We start from the raw sequence: 15,044 nt of genomic DNA, 5'->3' as shown, positions 1-15,044 counted from the left end.
CGGAAAGGTGACGACCACCGTGCAGATCCTCGAGTTCGTGCTGCAGGTGCTTCTGGGCATCACCAGCCTGCTCCTGACGTTGCTGATCCTGCTCCACAAGGGGCGTGGCGGCGGCCTGTCCGACATGTTCGGCGGCGGGATGAGTTCCGCTATGGGCTCGTCGGGGCTCGCCGAGCGCAACCTCAACCGTTTCACGATCGTGCTCGCGCTGGCGTGGTTCCTCTCCATCGTCGCCCTCGGCCTCATCACGAAGTTCACGGTGCTCTGATGGCCACGGGAGGGAACGCGATCCGCGGCACCCGCGTCGGCGCGGGGCCCATGGGCGAGCAGGACCACGGTCACCACGCTGATCGCGTGGCGATTTCGTACTGGGATGCTCTCGGTAACGAAACCGTGCGCTATTTCGCTGCCGGTATCGCCGAGGAAGAGATCCCCGAGACGATCGACTCGCCCCACTCGGGGCTGCCGGCCGGCCGCGACAAGGCGAACCCGCCGGCTGTCGCCAAGACCGAGCCGTACAAGACGCACCTCGCCTACGTGAAGGAGCGTCGCACTGACGAAGAAGCCGAGCAGCTCCTCGATGAGGCCCTGCAGCAGCTTCGCGAGCGTCGTGGGCTGAACTGACGCGAGACGCACGACGCGACGAACGAAGAAGAGAGCGGATGCCGCGGCATCCGCTCTCTTCTTCGTTCATCCGGGTCGGCGACGTTAGTACTGGTCGTCGATCAGCTCCGGCGGCACCTGGGCGGCGGTCGCCTCGTCGGTGAACAGGATCGTGCGACGAGTACCCTTGGCGCCTGCGGCGGGCACGCTGTGATAGCTGGCGCCGGCGAGGGCGAGCCCGAGTGCCGCCGACTTGTCGGGCCCGGCCAGCACCATCCACACACGCTTGGACCCGTTGATCACGGGACGTGTGACGGTGACACGGTCGGACGGCGGCTTGGGGGAGTCGTGTACGGCTGACACAGGGCTGTCGGTGATGCGTATCTCACCGCGGTCCGGGAACAGCGAGGCGATATGGCCGTCGGGGCCGACGCCGAGGAAGCAGATGTCGAACACGGGCCAGGCCGCCTCGTCCGAACCGGCTGAGGCGAGCTCTGCCGCGTACGCCGTAGCCGCGGCCTCGGCATCCGGGACCTCGTCGGATGCGGCGATGGGGTGCACGTTCTCGGCGGGCACGGCGATCGCATCGAGGAACGCCCGGCGGGCGACGGCTTCGTTCCGGTCGTCGCTGTCGCGCGGAACGAAGCGTTCGTCGACCCACCAGAAGTGCACGCGCGACCAGTCGACGCCGTCACGATCCGGGTGGGAACCCAGCCGCTCGAGCACATCGCCGATGATCCCGCCGCCCGCGAGCCCGACGTTGACGGTCCGCCCGTCCGCGCCCCACTTCGCCACGCGATCGAGGAAGCGTGACGCGATGGAGCCGGTCAGGGTGTCGACGTCAGGACTGATGACGACGCGTTTCTCGGCGGTGGGCATGTCAGGCGTCTCCCGCCGGCGATCGGTGGAGTCTCGCCCAACCGTCGGTGATGACGCGCCCGTAGAGGACGTCGGGCCCCAGGCGGCGAAGCTCCTCGGCGAGGCACTCGCGAAGCGTCCGACGGGGGAGGACGAGGTCGTGCGAGGGCTGGCCCGGCTGCGTCAGGGTCGCGTCGATGGTCGTGGTGCGCTCGAGCAGGACGTCGCCGCTCGGACGCTTCAGCCGCACGCTGCGAATGCCGTGCTCCCACTCCTCGCGGGGGGCGTACTGCCAGTTCACCGGCACGTCCAGCATGAGGCACAGCCACGCCGCGAGCAGCCCCGTCGACGGAGAGCTGCCGCTTCCGACGACCTCGACCTCGGTGACGGGGTCGTAGGGCGGCTGGTCGAGCACGGCGGCGAGCTGCTCGCGCCAATGGGTGAGGCGGGTCCAGGCGAGGTCGGTGTCGCCGGGGGCGTAGCCGGTGCCGAGGGCGGCGAGCCGTCCGCTGTCATACGGCAGGGTGGCGGCGTCGGTGATGCGGCGCTGCGCGATGCGGCCGATGGGAGACTGCGAGGGGTCTGCCGGCGGGTGGTCGGGCCACCATGCCACGACGGGGGCGTCGGGGAGCAGCAGGCCCGTCACGAGCGCCTCGTCGTTGCTCGCGGCTCCGCCACTGGCGCGCAGGACGATGACCTCACTCGCCCCGGCGTCTCCGCCGACCCGGATCTGCGCATCGAGCTTCGATTCACCCTCGCGATTGGTGATCAGCACGATCACGCGCATCGGGTGCTCGCGCGATGCATCATTGGCCGCCTCGATCGCGTCCTCTTCGAGTCCGTGCGAGGTGGCGATGACGAGGGTCAGCACTCGCCCGAGAGCGACGGCGCCACCCTCCTCGCGCACGTTGACGAGTTCGCGGGCGATCTTCGACACCGTCGTGTCGGGCAGATCGACGATCATGGACGCCTCCAGACGCGGCCGTCGCGGGCCAGCAGTTCATCTGCGGAAGTGGGACCCCAGGAGCCGGGGGCGTACTGCTCGAGCGGACCGCCCTGCTTCGCCCAGAACTCCTCCACGGGGTCGAGGATGCGCCACGACAGCTCCACCTCTTCGTGGCGGGGGAACAGCGGCGGGTCGCCGAGGAGGACGTCGAGGATGAGGCGCTCGTACGCCTCCGGGCTCGACTCGGTGAACGCGTGACCGTAGCCGAAGTCCATCGTGACGTCGCGCACCTCGGTGGCCGCGCCGGGCACCTTCGACCCGAACCGGATCGTGACGCCTTCGTCCGGCTGAACTCGGATGACGAGGGCGTTCTGCCCGAGCTCGGTCGTCTGATTGCGCAGGAACAGGTGCTGCGGAGCACGCTTGAACACGACGGCGATCTCGGTCACGCGGCGACCCAGACGCTTGCCCGTCCGTAGATAGAACGGCACACCGGCCCAGCGACGCGTGGCGATGTCGACCTTGATGGCGGCGTACGTCTCGGTCGTCGACTCGGGGTCCATCCCGTCCTCGTCGAGGAAGCCAGTCACCTCTTCGCCGCCCTGCCAGCCGCCGGCGTACTGCCCGCGGGCGGTCGCCGTCGACAGGTCGTCGGGGAGCTGGACGGCGGCGAGCACCTTCTCCTTCTCTGCGCGGAGGTGGTTCGCCTCCATCGAGATGGGCTCCTCCATCGCGGTGAGGGCGAGGAGCTGGAGGAGGTGGTTCTGGATGACGTCACGCGCTGCGCCGATGCCGTCGTAGTACCCCGCACGACCGCCGACGCCGATGTCCTCGGCCATCGTGATCTGCACGTGGTCGACGTAGTTCGCGTTCCAGATCGGCTCGAACATCTCGTTCGCGAAGCGCAGCGCGAGGATGTTCTGCACCGTCTCCTTGCCGAGGTAGTGGTCGATCCGGAAGATCGAATCCGCCGGGAAGGCCACCTCCAGCGCCGCATTGAGCTCGCGGGCCGTCTTCAGGTCGCTGCCGAACGGCTTCTCGATGACGACGCGTCGCCAGGTGTCGGCGTCGGCGTGCTCGTCGACCAGACCTGAGTCCTTCAGCTGCTTCGCGACGATCGGGAAGTCCTTCGGAGGGATCGACAGGTAGAACGCGTGGTTCCCCATCGTCCCGCGATCGACGTCGAGCTTCTCGACCGTCTCGCGCAACCGGCGGAAGGCGTCGGCGTCGCCGAACTCGCCCGAGACGAAGCGGATGCCCTGGAGGAGCTGCTTCCACGTCTCCTCCCGGAACGGGGTACGGGCGTGCTGCTTCACCGCGGCGTGCACGACCTCGGCGAAGTCCTGGTCCTCCCAGTCGCGGCGGGCGAACCCGACGAGGGCGAACCCCGGGGGAAGCAATCCGCGATTGGCGAGGTCGTACACGGCGGGCATGAGCTTCTTGCGCGACAGGTCGCCGGTGACACCGAAGATCACCAGGGCGCTCGGCCCGGCGATGCGGTTCATGCGGCGGTCGTCGGGATCGCGCAGGGGGTTGTGGGCGCGCGAGATCTCCACGGTCATGGGAGGGGTCTTCCTACTGGGCGGCTTCGAAAAGGGTGAGGACCTCGGTCGCGGGGTCCGTCAGGGTGAGTGTCACGACCGGCCGGCCGCGCCCGGCGAGGACTGCGGCGTCGCCGGAGGCCTGCGCCTCGATCAGTCGTCCGAACGTGAACGGGCGCCCCGGGATCTCGAGGTCGACGTCGGTGCGTTCGGTGATCTGGAGGAAGACGCCGTTGGCGGGGCCTCCCTTGTGATACTGGCCGGTGGAGTGCAGGAACCGTGGTCCCCATCCGAACGTGGTCGGGCGGCCGGAGTCCGCCGCGATCAGTTCGCGCACGCCGGCCAGCTGCGGCACCGCCGTGCGATCGACGTAGGCCTGAACGGCGACGTAACCGTCGGCCGGCACGCTCCGCCACAGGTTCGCGAGAACGCCGGCGAGCGTGTGATCCGCAGCGAGCGACGGATCGGACACCCGCACCTCGACGCCGTTCTCGACGAACAGCGGCGCGGAGGCGGTGGGCTGGGCGTCGTCGAGCAGAGCGCGCGCGGCGGACTTCGCCGCTTCGACGTCGGGCTGGTCGAACGGGTTGATCCCGAGCAGGCGACCGGCGATCGCCGTGGCGTATTCCCAGACCAGGAACTGGGCGCCGAGCGAGCCGCTGACGAGCACCTCGCCCGGGTGCTGCTCGAGGATCTGGAAATGGACCGCGTCGCCGACGAGCCGCACGACCTGCAGGTCATTAGGCAGGAGGTCGAGCTCGGGGGAGAGCGGGGTGGCGACGACGGGCAGGATGCCGGTGCCGGCCTTCCCGGTCGACTCGGCGACCAGCTGCTCGATCCAGTCGGGGAGTCCCACGATGTGGGTTCCGTCGCTGATGAGAGCCAGCTTGTCGCGGCGCGGTTCTCCACCCGCGATCGCCGCAGCGAGCACGAGAGCGGGGTTGCGACGGTCGTCGACCGCCACTTCGAGCAGGGTCGCGTCGGCTTCGTCGAGCAGCTGACCGATGTCGGCTCCGGCCAGGCCGGCCGGCACGAGCCCGAACGCGGTGAGCGCGGAGTACCGCCCTCCCACCGTCGGGTCGGCGGTGAACACGCGGTGTCCCGCCGCGCGCGCCTCGGCCTCGAGCGGCGAGCCCGGGTCGGTGACGACGACGATCCGGTCGGCGGGGTCGATGCCGAGGTCGCTCCACGCCGCGGCGAAGGCCCGCCGGGCAGCGTCGGTCTCGACGGTCGATCCGGACTTGGACGAGACGACGAGGACGGTCTCGGCGAGACCACCCGTCTCGGCGTCACCATCGATGGCCGCCAGGACCTGCCCGGGGGCGGTGGAGTCGAGGATCGTGAGCGGCACCCCATGAGTGCGCGCGATCACCTCGGGCGCGAGCGACGAACCGCCCATCCCGGCGAGCACGACGCGCGTGATGCCGCGGGAGAGCAGCTCCGCGCGCAGCGCCTCGATCTCGGCGACCAGGGGGCGCGACACCGCTACGGCCTGCACCCAGCCGAGTCGACGAGACGCCTCGTCGGCGGCATCCGGACCCCAGAGGGTCGCGTCACCCGCGGTGATGCCGCTCGCCACCAGATCGGCCACGAGCCGGGGCAGCGTCTGCTCGACGACGTCGGAGACGTGCCCCGAGACGTGGATCTCGAAGCTCAACGGGCGCTCTCCAGAGCCGCCGTCACCGTGCCCTGCAGGTCGTGCCAGGACGCGATGAACTTCTCGACGCCCTCGTCCTCGAGCAGCTGCGTGACGTCGTCGAGGTCGATGCCGACGGCCGCGAGGTCGTCGAACACCTTGTGAGCCGCTTCGTACGCGCCGGTGACGGTGTCGCCCGAGATCACGCCGTGGTCGAAGGTCGCCTCGAGGGTCTTCTCGGGCATCGTGTTGACCGTGCCGGGAGCGACGAGCTCGGTGACGTAGAGGGTGTCCGGCAGTGCGGGATCCTTCACGCCGGTGGACGCCCACAGCGGACGCTGCAGGTTCGCGCCGGCGGCGACGAGGTCCTGCGCGCGCTGCTCGGCGAACTTCTTCTCGAACAGCTCGTACGCCAGGCGCGCATTGGCGACACCGGCGAGCGACTTCAGCTCGTTGGCGGCATCCGATCCGATCGCGGAGAGACGCTTGTCGACCTCGGTGTCCACGCGGGAGACGAAGAACGACGCGACGGAGTGGATGCCGCCGAGGTCGATGCCCGCCTCGCGGGCTCGTTCGAGACCGGCGAGGTAGGCGTCGATGACCTCGCTGTAGCGCTCGAGCGAGAAGATCAGCGTGACGTTGACGCTGATGCCGGCCGCGATCACCTCGGTGATCGCGGGCAGGCCCGCCTTGGTCGCGGGGATCTTGATCAGGACGTTCGGTCGGTCGACCGCGGCGGCGAGCTTCTTCGCCTCGGCGATCGTCGCGTCGGTGTCGTGGGCGAGGTCGGGGGAGACCTCGATCGACACGCGGCCGTCGACGCCGCCGGTCTTGTCGAAGATCGGGCGGAAGATGTCGGACGCGTTGCGGACGTCCGTCGTCGTCAGCTCGAAGATCGTGTCGTCGGTCGATGCTCCGGCCTTGGCCTGGGCTTCGATGGCCTCCTCGTATCCGACGCCGGCGCTGATGGCGGCCTGGAAGATCGAGGGGTTCGTGGTCACGCCGACGACGTTGCGCGTGTCGATGAGTTCCTGCAGGTTGCCGGTCGTGATGCGCTGGCGCGACAGGTCGTCGAGCCAGATGCTGACGCCGGCGTCGGAGAGGTCCTGGGTGGGCGTGCTCATGCGTTGTTCTCCTCAACGGTTGCGCGGGCGGCCGCGACGACGGCCTCGGTGGTGATTCCGAACTTCTCGAACAGGGTCTGGTAGTCGGCCGATGCACCGAAGTGGTCGATGCCGACCGAGCGTCCCGTGTCGCCGACGATCGAGCGCCACAGCGGGGTGGCGCCGGCCTCGACCGACACGCGCGCTCGAACGGCGGAGGGCAGGACAGACTCGCGGTAAGCCTCGTCCTGCTCGGCGAACCACTCCAGCGACGGGGCGGAGACGACGCGCGCCTGGATGCCGTCCGCCGCGAGAGCCTCGCGAGCCTCCACGGCCAGCTGAACCTCGGAACCGGTGGCGACGATGATGACGTCCGGCTGGCCGCCCTCGGCGTCGACGAGCACGTAAGCGCCCTTCGCCACGCCGTCGGTGGTCGCGAAGCCGTCTTCGCCGCGGGGGAAGACCGGGATGTTCTGACGGGTCAGGGCGATTCCGGCGGGTCCGGCCTGACGACGCAGCAGCTCGTGCCACGCCGCGGCGGTCTCGTTCGCGTCGGCCGGACGGACCACGGTGAAGTTGGGGATCAGGCGCAGCGACGAGATCTGCTCGATCGGCTGGTGGGTGGGGCCGTCCTCACCGAGGGCGATCGAGTCGTGCGTCCACACGTAGATCGAGGGGATGTTCATCAGGGCGGCCAGACGCACCGCGGGGCGCATGTAGTCGCTGAAGATGAGGAACGTGCCCCCGAAGGCGCGCGTCTTGCCGTGCAGGACGATGCCGTTGACGATGGCGCCCATCGCGTGCTCGCGGATGCCGAAGTGCAGGACACGACCGTAGGGGTCGCCCGACCACTCGTGCGTGGACCACTCGGTGGGGATGAAGCTCTTGCCCGACTTGATCGTCGTCAGGTTCGACTCGGCGAGGTCGGCGGAGCCGCCCCAGAGCTCGGGGAGCTGGTCGGCGAGGGCGTTGATGACCTGTCCACTCGCCGCGCGGGTCGAGACCGCCTTGCCCGCTTCGAATGCGGGGACGCTGACGTCGGCCGGAAGCTCGCCCGATTCGAGGCGGTCGAGCAGGGCCTTGCGCTCGGGGTTGGCCTCGGCCCACGCGTCGAACGACTTCTGCCATTCGGCGCGCTCCGCGGCGGCGCGCTCGGCGAGGGCGCGGGTGTGGGCGATGACGTCGTCGGCGACCTCGAAGCTCTTCTCGGGATCGAACCCGAGGACCTTCTTGGTGGCGGCGAGCTCATCGGCGCCGAGCGCCGAGCCGTGGATCTTGCCGGTGTTCTGCTTGCCGGGCGCCGGCCAGCCGATGATCGTCTTGAGGACGATGAGCGAGGGCTTGTCGGTCTCGCCCTTCGCGGCCTCGATCGCGTCGTAGAGCGCGGCGACGTCCTCGACGTACTCGCCGGTGCTCTTCCAGTCGACCGTCTGGACGTGCCAGCCGTAGGCCTCGTACCGTGCGGCGACGTCCTCGGTGAAGGCGACGTTCGTGTCGTCCTCGATCGAGATCTGGTTCGCGTCGTAGATCGCGATCAGGTTGCCGAGCTGCTGGTGTCCGGCGAGCGAGCCGGCCTCGGCCGTGATGCCCTCCTGGATGTCGCCGTCGCTGGCGATGACGTAGATGAAGTGATCGAAGGGGGAGGTGCCGGCCGGCGCCTCCGGGTCGAAGAGGCCGCGTTCGTAACGAGCCGCGTAGGCGAAGCCGACGGACGTCGCCAGACCCTGACCGAGGGGACCGGTCGTGATTTCAACGCCCTTGGTGTGGCCGTACTCGGGGTGTCCCGGAGTCAGCGAGCCCCACGTGCGCAGCGCCTTCAGGTCGTCGAGCTCGAGCCCGAACCCGCCCAGGTAGAGCTGGACGTACTGCGTGAGCGACGAGTGACCCGCCGACAGGATGAAGCGGTCGCGCCCGAGCCAGTCGGTGTCGGTGGGGTCGTGCCGCAGCACGCGCTGATACAGCAGGTAGGCGGCCGGGGCGAGGCTCATGGCCGTCCCCGGGTGGCCGTTGCCCACCTTCTCCACCGCATCCGCGGCCAGGACGCGGGCGGTGTCCACCGCGCGCCGATCGATCTCGTCCCAACGAAGTTCCGACACTCGGTCGCCTTTCTCGAGAGGCAGCGCCTGCGCATGCCGCTCCGCAGTCAGGAAGGGAGGGTTTCGGCGCCGGCGCGCGTATGTCTTCAGCATAGCGATCACGTCAGGCGCCGGGGGCGCGGACGTCGTCTTGTGACGGCGTGCAGCAGCCGCCTCCCGGAGGCCCCGCTCGGGGGATGCCCTAGACTGGACAGGTTCACAGCGGGTGAGATGCGGGGAGCGATGGACATCACGACGACTGCGGGTTCGGCCTCTGTCGACACTTCTCGCGGCACGTCCTTCGGTGCCACGGTGCGCGCCTACGTCGCGCTGACGAAGCCCCGCGTGCTCGAGCTGCTGCTCGTGACGACCGTCCCGGTCATGATCCTCGCCGCCGGTGGCCTGCCGAACCTGTGGCTGGTCCTGGCGACCGTGGTCGGGGGAGCGATGAGCGCGGGATCCGCTGCCGCGTTCAACATGTACCTCGATCGCGACATCGATGCGCACATGAAGCGCACGGAGAATCGCCCCATCGTGACGGGCGAGGTGTCGGCTCGGGGTGCGCTCATCTTCGCGTGGACCCTCGCCGTGGCATCCACCGTCTGGCTCGCCGTCACGACGAACTGGGTCGCGGCATCCCTCAGCGTCTTCGCGATCTTCTTCTACGTCGTGATCTACACGATGATCCTCAAGCGCCGCACCGAGCAGAACATCGTCTGGGGCGGCATTGCGGGGTGCTTCCCGGTCGTGATCGGCTGGTCCGCCGTGACCGGCTCGCTCTCCTGGGCGGCGCTGATCCTCTTCGTCCTCGTCTTCCTCTGGACGCCGCCGCACTACTGGCCGCTGTCGATGAAGTACAAGAACGACTACGACGAGGTCGACGTCCCCATGCTCGGCGCCACCCGCAACGGCTCTCAGGTCGGTCTGCAGGTCATCCTCTACGCGTGGGCAACAGTGGCGTGCTCGCTGCTGCTCATCCCGGTCGCGCCCATGGGGCTCGTCTACAGCGTGTCGGCGATCGTCTTCGGCGGGTGGTTCCTGTACGAGTCGCACCGCCTGTACAACCGCGCCGTCCGTGGCGAGCAGGCTCGCCCGATGCGCGTGTTCCACGCGTCGATCACCTACCTGACGCTCGTCTTCGTCGCCATCGCGGTCGACCCGCTGCTGCCCTTCTGACACCGGCGCCCGCCCGCCCTGCGGGGCTCGCTGGGCAGTTGGTGCCCCTTCGGGGAGTGGGTTGGGGCGTGTGCTGCCAGGTGAGCTCGCTGGGTTGGGCTCGCTGGGCAGTTGGTGCCCCTTCGGGGAGTGGGTTGGGGCGTCTGCTGCCGGGTGAGCTCGCTGGGTTGGGGTCGCTGGGCAGTTGGTGCCTCTTCGGGGCGTGGGTTGGGGCGTCCGCTGCCAGGTGACGTTGCCCGGACCGGGGGCACGGCAGCGTCTTCGGGGGCCAGCAGGGGTGCGCTGAGAACTGAGCAGAGCGTGCAGAACGGCCGCCCTCCTGACTCCCGGTGAGCCCGGGCGGTGAGGAGGACGGCCGTCCTGAACGAGTGCGGCGGTGGTCAGCGCTGCTGCGCGTCGCTGGCCGGCGATTCCAGCGTCGAGGTCGTCGCCGGGTCGGGCGCCGAGGTGTCGGCGGCGCGAACCGCGGTCGTCTCTGTCGAGAGGGGCGTCTCCGAGGCCGCGGGCTCCGAGATGGCGGTCTCCGACGCCACGGGCGCCGCGACGACGGGCTCCGCTGCGGCGGGCACCGCGGCGTGGTGCTCCTGCTGCGCGCCGGCACCGCGCGCAGCAGCGGAGAGGACCGAGCTCAGCGCCGCGGTGGCGAGGGCGAGGGCCAGACCGACGACACCGGCACCCAGCAGGATGCCGCCGAAGACGCCCCAGATCTGGCCGACGTAGACGTCGACGCCCGTGGCGGTGTTGTCGAGAATGGTCGCCTCCATGTGGCTGAGCTTCTCGACCAGGACATAGGTGCCACCGCCGATCGCGGCAACCGATCCGGCAACGAGAATCCAGAACGGGATGCTGCGGACAATGCGGGGGTGAACGCTCATGGTGCTCCTTCGTGTCGCGACCGCTGTCGGCGGCCTCGAACACTCTGGGGGATCGACCTCTGCGTGCCCCTTCCGAAGCCTATGAGGCTTCTGTGTGCGCGACCTCTCGGGCGGCCGCGGGCGCCGCGCTGGCCAGCGGGGCCTTGAGAGACATCACGACGGCGACCATCGCGGCCACGAGGGCCACGGCGAGCACCATGTGGATGTTCACGAGCGCGATCGGCAGGCCCGTACGCGCCTGCCAGAGGCCGACCGCGATCTGCAGCAGCTCGACGCCGAGCAGGAGGCCCGTCCATCGCTGCAGCCCGGTCGTGCGGGGGAGGCGCACCGCGCCGGAGACCAGCACGAGCGTGAGCACGAGGGTGATGTAGGCGGGCCAGCTGTGCACGTGCTGCCAGAAGATCGGGTCGAGACCGTTGCGGGCGGCCGCGTCGTCGCCGGCATGCGGTCCGGCCCCGGTGAGGAGGATGCCGACGACGACCGTCACGGTCACCGCGAGAGTCGTCACGTGCGTCGTGATGGCGTACGCGCGGGGCACGATGCGCACGCGCGGGCCGGGAGTGGCGTAGACGCGCACGAGGAAGGCGGTCGCGAGGGCGACGAGGGCCGCGGAGATGAGGTAGTGGAGCCCCACGATGCTCGGGTGCAGGTGCAGCCACACCGTGATGCCGCCGACGACGGCCTGCACGATGATCCCGAGGCCGACGAGGAAGCTCAGCACCGGCAGCTCGCGTCGCGTGGCGCGCAGGCGGATGACGGACAGGAAGGCCAGGAGCGCGACGATGACGAGCACGCCGGTCAGGGTGCGGTTGCCGAACTCGATGAGACCGTGGATGCCCATCTCGGGCGTCGGCGTGAGCGATCCCTCCGTGCAGTAGGGCCACGTCTCGCAACCCATGCCCGATCCGGTCAGCCGGACGAGGCCGCCGGTGCCGACGATGCCGATGTTCGTGATGACGAGAAGCCATCCCATGACGCGCGTCCATCGCGTGATGGCGGTGGGCATGATCGTCGCGACGAGTCCGGGGCGGGTTCGGACCAGTGACATCGGACTCCTCCGGGGGCGCTCGATTCGCGCCTCGTACGTTCCGGGCAGGCCCGCGGATGGGGGCGTTGCCTGTAGAATCGGCTGTGTTCGGGATGGCGGCGCGTGTGCACGTCGTCCCTCATAGTCTAGGCGCGGCATCCGCGTCCATCAGGCCCGCGAATCGGCATCCCCGTCCACGTGACTCCCGTCGGAGTCGGGAATGCCGGGACGGATGACACCGTTGCGGTGCGAAGAGGAGGAAAGTCATGTCGGATGTGCTGATCGACCGACCGGAACTCGAAGGCCTGGGGGTGTACGAGTTCGGCTGGCACGACACGGATGCCGCGGGCGCTGTCGCGCAGCGCGGCATCAACGAGGACGTCGTCCGCGGGATCTCGGCCCTCAAGAACGAGCCGGAGTGGATGCTGAAGACCCGTCTGAAGGGCTACCAGCTGTTCGGCCGCAAGCCGATGCCCACGTGGGGTGCTGACCTCAGCGATATCGACTTCGACAACATCAAGTACTTCGTGCGCTCGACCGAGAAGCAGGCGCAGTCGTGGGAGGACCTCCCCGAGGAGATCCGCGAGACCTACGAGAAGCTCGGCATCCCCGAGGCCGAGCGTCAGCGTCTCGTCGCCGGTGTCGCGGCCCAGTACGAGTCCGAGGTCGTGTACCACCAGATCCGTGAGGATCTCGAGGCGCAGGGCGTCATCTTCATGGACACCGACACGGCTCTCCGCGAGCACCCCGAGTTCTTCGAGGAGTACTTCGGCACCGTCATCCCGGCGGGCGACAACAAGTTCGCGGCGCTGAACACGGCGGTGTGGTCGGGCGGCTCGTTCGTCTACGTTCCCAAGGGCGTCCACGTCGAGATCCCGCTGCAGGCCTACTTCCGCATCAACACCGAGAACATGGGGCAGTTCGAGCGGACCCTGATCATCGCCGATGAGGACAGCTACGTCCACTACATCGAGGGGTGCACCGCGCCGATCTACAAGAGCGACTCGCTCCACTCGGCGGTCGTGGAGATCATCGTGAAGAAGAACGCCCGCGTTCGCTACACGACGATCCAGAACTGGTCCAACAACGTGTACAACCTCGTTACCAAGCGCGCCGTCGCTCACGAGGGCGCGACCATGGAGTGGGTCGACGGCAACATCGGCTCCAAGGTGACGATGAAGTACCCGTCGATCTACCTCATGGGCGAGCACGCGAAGGGCGAGACCCTGTCGGTCGCCTTCGCCGGTCCCGGTCAGCACCAGGACGCCGGCGCGAAGATGATCCACATGGCGCCCTACACGCAGTCGTCGATCGTCTCGAAGTCGATCGCGCGCGGCGGCGGCCGAGCCGGCTACCGCGGAGAGGTCCGGGTCGACGCGAACGCGCATCACTCGGCGAACACCGTGCGCTGCGACGCCCTGCTCGTCGACACCATCTCGCGGTCCGACACGTACCCTGCGATCGACATCCGCGTCGACGACGTGCAGCTCGGGCATGAGGCCACCGTCTCGAAGGTGTCCGAGGAGCAGCTGTTCTACCTCATGAGCCGCGGTATGCCCGAGGACGAGGCGATGGCCATGATCGTGCGCGGCTTCATCGAGCCGATCGCGCGCGAGCTCCCGATGGAATACGCCCTCGAACTCAACAAGCTCATCGAGATGGGCATGGAAGGCAGCGTCGGCTGATATGACGAGCGTCACCCAGGCCCCCGCCACCGGCGAGAAGGGCCACATCGACCCTGCAGCGGCATTCGTTCCCGTCCAGACGCGGTCCGAGCGGCCGTCGTCGTACGACCCGGCCGATTTCGGCGCCCCGACGGGTCGCGAGGTCAATTGGAAGCACACCCCCATCGACCGGTTGGCTCCGCTGCTGGTCGACGAGGCCGGCCCGACCGGTGTCGTCTCGGTAGAGGTCACCGCGCCGGCCGAGGTCGAGCAGGCCCGGCTCCGCGTGGGCGATGCGCCCCGCGGCGAGGTCTTCCGTCCCGAGGACCTGCCGAGCGCCATCGCGTGGTCGCAGGAGGCCGAGGCGCCGCTGTTGCGGATCCCCGCGGGCGTCGAGCTGGCCGAGCCGGTCGTGGTCAGCCTTCGCGGCAACGGCGGCCTGGCGCACGCTCACGTCGTGATCGAGGCCATGCCGAACGCGCGGGGCACCGTCATCCTCCGCCACGAGGGGACCGCTGCTCACGCGCAGAACGTCGAGATCATCGCTCGCGACGGCTCGGCCCTGACCGTGGTCTCGCTGCAGCGCTGGGACGACGACGCGGTCCATGCCGCGGCGCATCAGGCCCGCGTCGACCGCGACGCCTCGCTCACGCACGTCGTGGTGAGCCTCGGCGGCGCGGTGGTCCGCGTCAACCCGTCGCTCGAGCTTGCCGGCGCAGGGGCCGAGGGGCGGATGTACGGTCTGTCGTTCGCCGACTCCGGCCAGCACCTCGAGAGCCAGGTGTACCTGCACCACAAGGGCCCGCAGACGGTGGGCGATGTGTTGTACAAGGGCGCGCTGCAGGGCGAGAGCGCCCACAGTGTCTGGATCGGCGATGTGCTCATCGGCCCCGACGCCGTGGGGACCGACTCCTACGAGGCGAACCGCAACCTGGTCCTCACCGACGGTGCGCGTGCCGACTCGATCCCGAACCTCGAGATCGAGACGGGCGACATCCAGGGTGCAGGCCACGCCAGCGCGACCGGCCGGTTCGACGATCAGCAGCTGTTCTACCTACAGGCGCGGGGCATCCCCGAGTCCGAGGCTCGCCGCCTGGTCGTGCTCGGATTCCTCGCCGAGATCGTCCAGAAGATGGGCGTCGACGAGCTCGCGGACGAGCTGCTGGAGGCCATCGAGGCCGAGCTGGCGGCGGGAGCCGACGCGTGACCGCTCAGAAGGTGCTCAAGCTCAGCGAGCTGGAGCAGGACACCGCGGTGCGCGTCGTCGTCGACAAGGTGCCGATGGCGGTCGTCCTCGACGCCAACGGCGAGGTGCACGCGATCGGAGACACCTGCACGCACGGCGACATCTCGCTCGCCGAGGGCTTCGTGGAGGGCGACACACTGGAGTGCTGGGCGCACGGCTCGGCGTTCTCCCTGCGCACCGGTCAGCCCCTGAATCTTCCGGCGTACGAGCCGGTCCCCGTTTACGAGGTCACGATCGAGGGGGACGACATCCTCATCGATCCCGCCGTGACCCGCGATGTGAAGTGAAGTAAGG

Annotated in this window: 14 protein-coding genes; 6 read left to right on the top strand and 8 right to left on the bottom strand. The window is 69.2% G+C overall.

Annotated features, from left to right (window positions below; all coding sequences use genetic code 11):
* The first annotated feature begins 19 nt into the window (after window positions 1–19).
* Window positions 20–268: a preprotein translocase subunit SecG gene (gene secG, locus MTS1_RS03460; RefSeq protein ID WP_036304945.1), complete on the top strand. Its 249-nt coding sequence runs from the start codon at window positions 20–22 to the stop codon at window positions 266–268.
* Entirely contained in the window at window positions 268–624 is a 357-nt protein-coding gene (locus tag MTS1_RS03455) for an RNA polymerase-binding protein RbpA (RefSeq protein WP_023951465.1), read from the top strand. Before secG ends, MTS1_RS03455 begins: the two co-directional genes overlap by 1 nt.
* A gap of 84 nt (window positions 625–708) precedes the next feature.
* Here the strand turns inward: MTS1_RS03455 and pgl are convergent, their stop codons facing one another.
* The 6 genes from pgl to tkt are packed head-to-tail and all read right to left on the bottom strand — an operon-like array spanning window position 709 to window position 8,783.
* A complete protein-coding gene (gene pgl / locus MTS1_RS03450; protein WP_023951462.1) occupies window positions 709–1,482 on the bottom strand; it encodes a 6-phosphogluconolactonase in 774 nt (257 codons plus the stop codon).
* Between the two features lies 1 nt (window position 1,483).
* On the bottom strand, window positions 1,484–2,425 hold the full coding sequence (locus tag MTS1_RS03445) for a glucose-6-phosphate dehydrogenase assembly protein OpcA (RefSeq protein ID WP_023951461.1): 942 nt from the start codon (window positions 2,423–2,425) through the stop codon (window positions 1,484–1,486).
* Window positions 2,422–3,969 (bottom strand): glucose-6-phosphate dehydrogenase, encoded by a 1,548-nt coding sequence (gene zwf, locus MTS1_RS03440; protein ID WP_023951458.1) that lies wholly within the window; start codon window positions 3,967–3,969, stop codon window positions 2,422–2,424. Before zwf ends, MTS1_RS03445 begins: the two co-directional genes overlap by 4 nt.
* A 13-nt stretch (window positions 3,970–3,982) precedes the next feature.
* Window positions 3,983–5,605, bottom strand: coding sequence for a glucose-6-phosphate isomerase (locus MTS1_RS03435; RefSeq protein ID WP_023951456.1), 1,623 nt, complete (start codon window positions 5,603–5,605; stop codon window positions 3,983–3,985).
* Window positions 5,602–6,708, bottom strand: a complete 1,107-nt coding sequence (gene tal / locus MTS1_RS03430; RefSeq protein ID WP_023951454.1) for a transaldolase — start codon at window positions 6,706–6,708, stop codon at window positions 5,602–5,604. Before tal ends, MTS1_RS03435 begins: the two co-directional genes overlap by 4 nt.
* On the bottom strand, window positions 6,705–8,783 hold the full coding sequence (gene tkt / locus MTS1_RS03425; RefSeq protein WP_036304610.1) for a transketolase: 2,079 nt from the start codon (window positions 8,781–8,783) through the stop codon (window positions 6,705–6,707). Before tkt ends, tal begins: the two co-directional genes overlap by 4 nt.
* Window positions 8,784–9,005: 222 nt before the next feature.
* Here tkt and MTS1_RS03420 point away from each other — a divergent pair, with 222 nt between their 5' ends.
* Entirely contained in the window at window positions 9,006–9,938 is a 933-nt protein-coding gene (locus MTS1_RS03420; protein WP_023951449.1) for a heme o synthase, read from the top strand.
* Between the two features lie 380 nt (window positions 9,939–10,318).
* Here MTS1_RS03420 and MTS1_RS15980 read toward each other — a convergent pair whose 3' ends face one another.
* Both MTS1_RS15980 and MTS1_RS03410 read right to left on the bottom strand, forming a co-directional pair.
* On the bottom strand, window positions 10,319–10,813 hold the full coding sequence (locus MTS1_RS15980; RefSeq protein ID WP_023951447.1) for a hypothetical protein: 495 nt from the start codon (window positions 10,811–10,813) through the stop codon (window positions 10,319–10,321).
* A gap of 79 nt (window positions 10,814–10,892) precedes the next feature.
* Window positions 10,893–11,861 (bottom strand): heme A synthase, encoded by a 969-nt coding sequence (locus MTS1_RS03410; protein ID WP_023951444.1) that lies wholly within the window; start codon window positions 11,859–11,861, stop codon window positions 10,893–10,895.
* A 245-nt stretch (window positions 11,862–12,106) separates the two neighbouring features.
* On the opposite strand from MTS1_RS03410, the gene sufB reads away from it, so the two are divergent.
* Genes sufB through MTS1_RS03395 form a run of 3 tightly spaced genes read left to right on the top strand, consistent with a single transcriptional unit; the run spans window position 12,107 to window position 15,037 of the window.
* The gene (sufB, locus tag MTS1_RS03405; RefSeq protein WP_023951442.1) at window positions 12,107–13,525 is read left to right on the top strand and encodes a Fe-S cluster assembly protein SufB; all 1,419 of its coding nucleotides are present in this window, start codon (window positions 12,107–12,109) and stop codon (window positions 13,523–13,525) included.
* 1 nt (window position 13,526) lies between these two features.
* Window positions 13,527–14,711, top strand: a complete 1,185-nt coding sequence (sufD, locus tag MTS1_RS03400; RefSeq protein ID WP_023951441.1) for a Fe-S cluster assembly protein SufD — start codon at window positions 13,527–13,529, stop codon at window positions 14,709–14,711.
* Window positions 14,708–15,037 (top strand): non-heme iron oxygenase ferredoxin subunit, encoded by a 330-nt coding sequence (locus MTS1_RS03395; RefSeq protein ID WP_023951438.1) that lies wholly within the window; start codon window positions 14,708–14,710, stop codon window positions 15,035–15,037. The genes sufD and MTS1_RS03395 overlap by 4 nt, the downstream gene beginning before the upstream one ends.
* The last annotated feature ends 7 nt before the right edge of the window (window positions 15,038–15,044 follow it).

The organism is Microbacterium sp. TS-1 (genome assembly GCF_000509385.1).
Lineage (GTDB): Bacteria > Actinomycetota > Actinomycetes > Actinomycetales > Microbacteriaceae > Microbacterium > Microbacterium arborescens.
This window is presented reverse-complemented; position numbering and strand designations above follow the sequence as displayed.

Excerpts from the sequence above, each read along its gene's own strand:
- MTS1_RS03455 (WP_023951465.1), top strand. The coding sequence starts at position 268 with ATGGCCACGGGAGGGAACGCGATCCGCGGCACCCGCGTCGGCGCGGGG.
- pgl (WP_023951462.1), bottom strand. The coding sequence starts at position 1,482 with ATGCCCACCGCCGAGAAACGCGTCGTCATCAGTCCTGACGTCGACACC.
- MTS1_RS03445 (WP_023951461.1), bottom strand. The coding sequence starts at position 2,425 with ATGATCGTCGATCTGCCCGACACGACGGTGTCGAAGATCGCCCGCGAA.
- zwf (WP_023951458.1), bottom strand. The coding sequence starts at position 3,969 with ATGACCGTGGAGATCTCGCGCGCCCACAACCCCCTGCGCGATCCCGAC.
- tal (WP_023951454.1), bottom strand. The coding sequence starts at position 6,708 with ATGAGCACGCCCACCCAGGACCTCTCCGACGCCGGCGTCAGCATCTGG.
- MTS1_RS03420 (WP_023951449.1), top strand. The coding sequence starts at position 9,006 with ATGGACATCACGACGACTGCGGGTTCGGCCTCTGTCGACACTTCTCGC.
- MTS1_RS15980 (WP_023951447.1), bottom strand. The coding sequence starts at position 10,813 with ATGAGCGTTCACCCCCGCATTGTCCGCAGCATCCCGTTCTGGATTCTC.
- MTS1_RS03410 (WP_023951444.1), bottom strand. The coding sequence starts at position 11,861 with ATGTCACTGGTCCGAACCCGCCCCGGACTCGTCGCGACGATCATGCCC.
- sufB (WP_023951442.1), top strand. The coding sequence starts at position 12,107 with ATGTCGGATGTGCTGATCGACCGACCGGAACTCGAAGGCCTGGGGGTG.
- sufD (WP_023951441.1), top strand. The coding sequence starts at position 13,527 with ATGACGAGCGTCACCCAGGCCCCCGCCACCGGCGAGAAGGGCCACATC.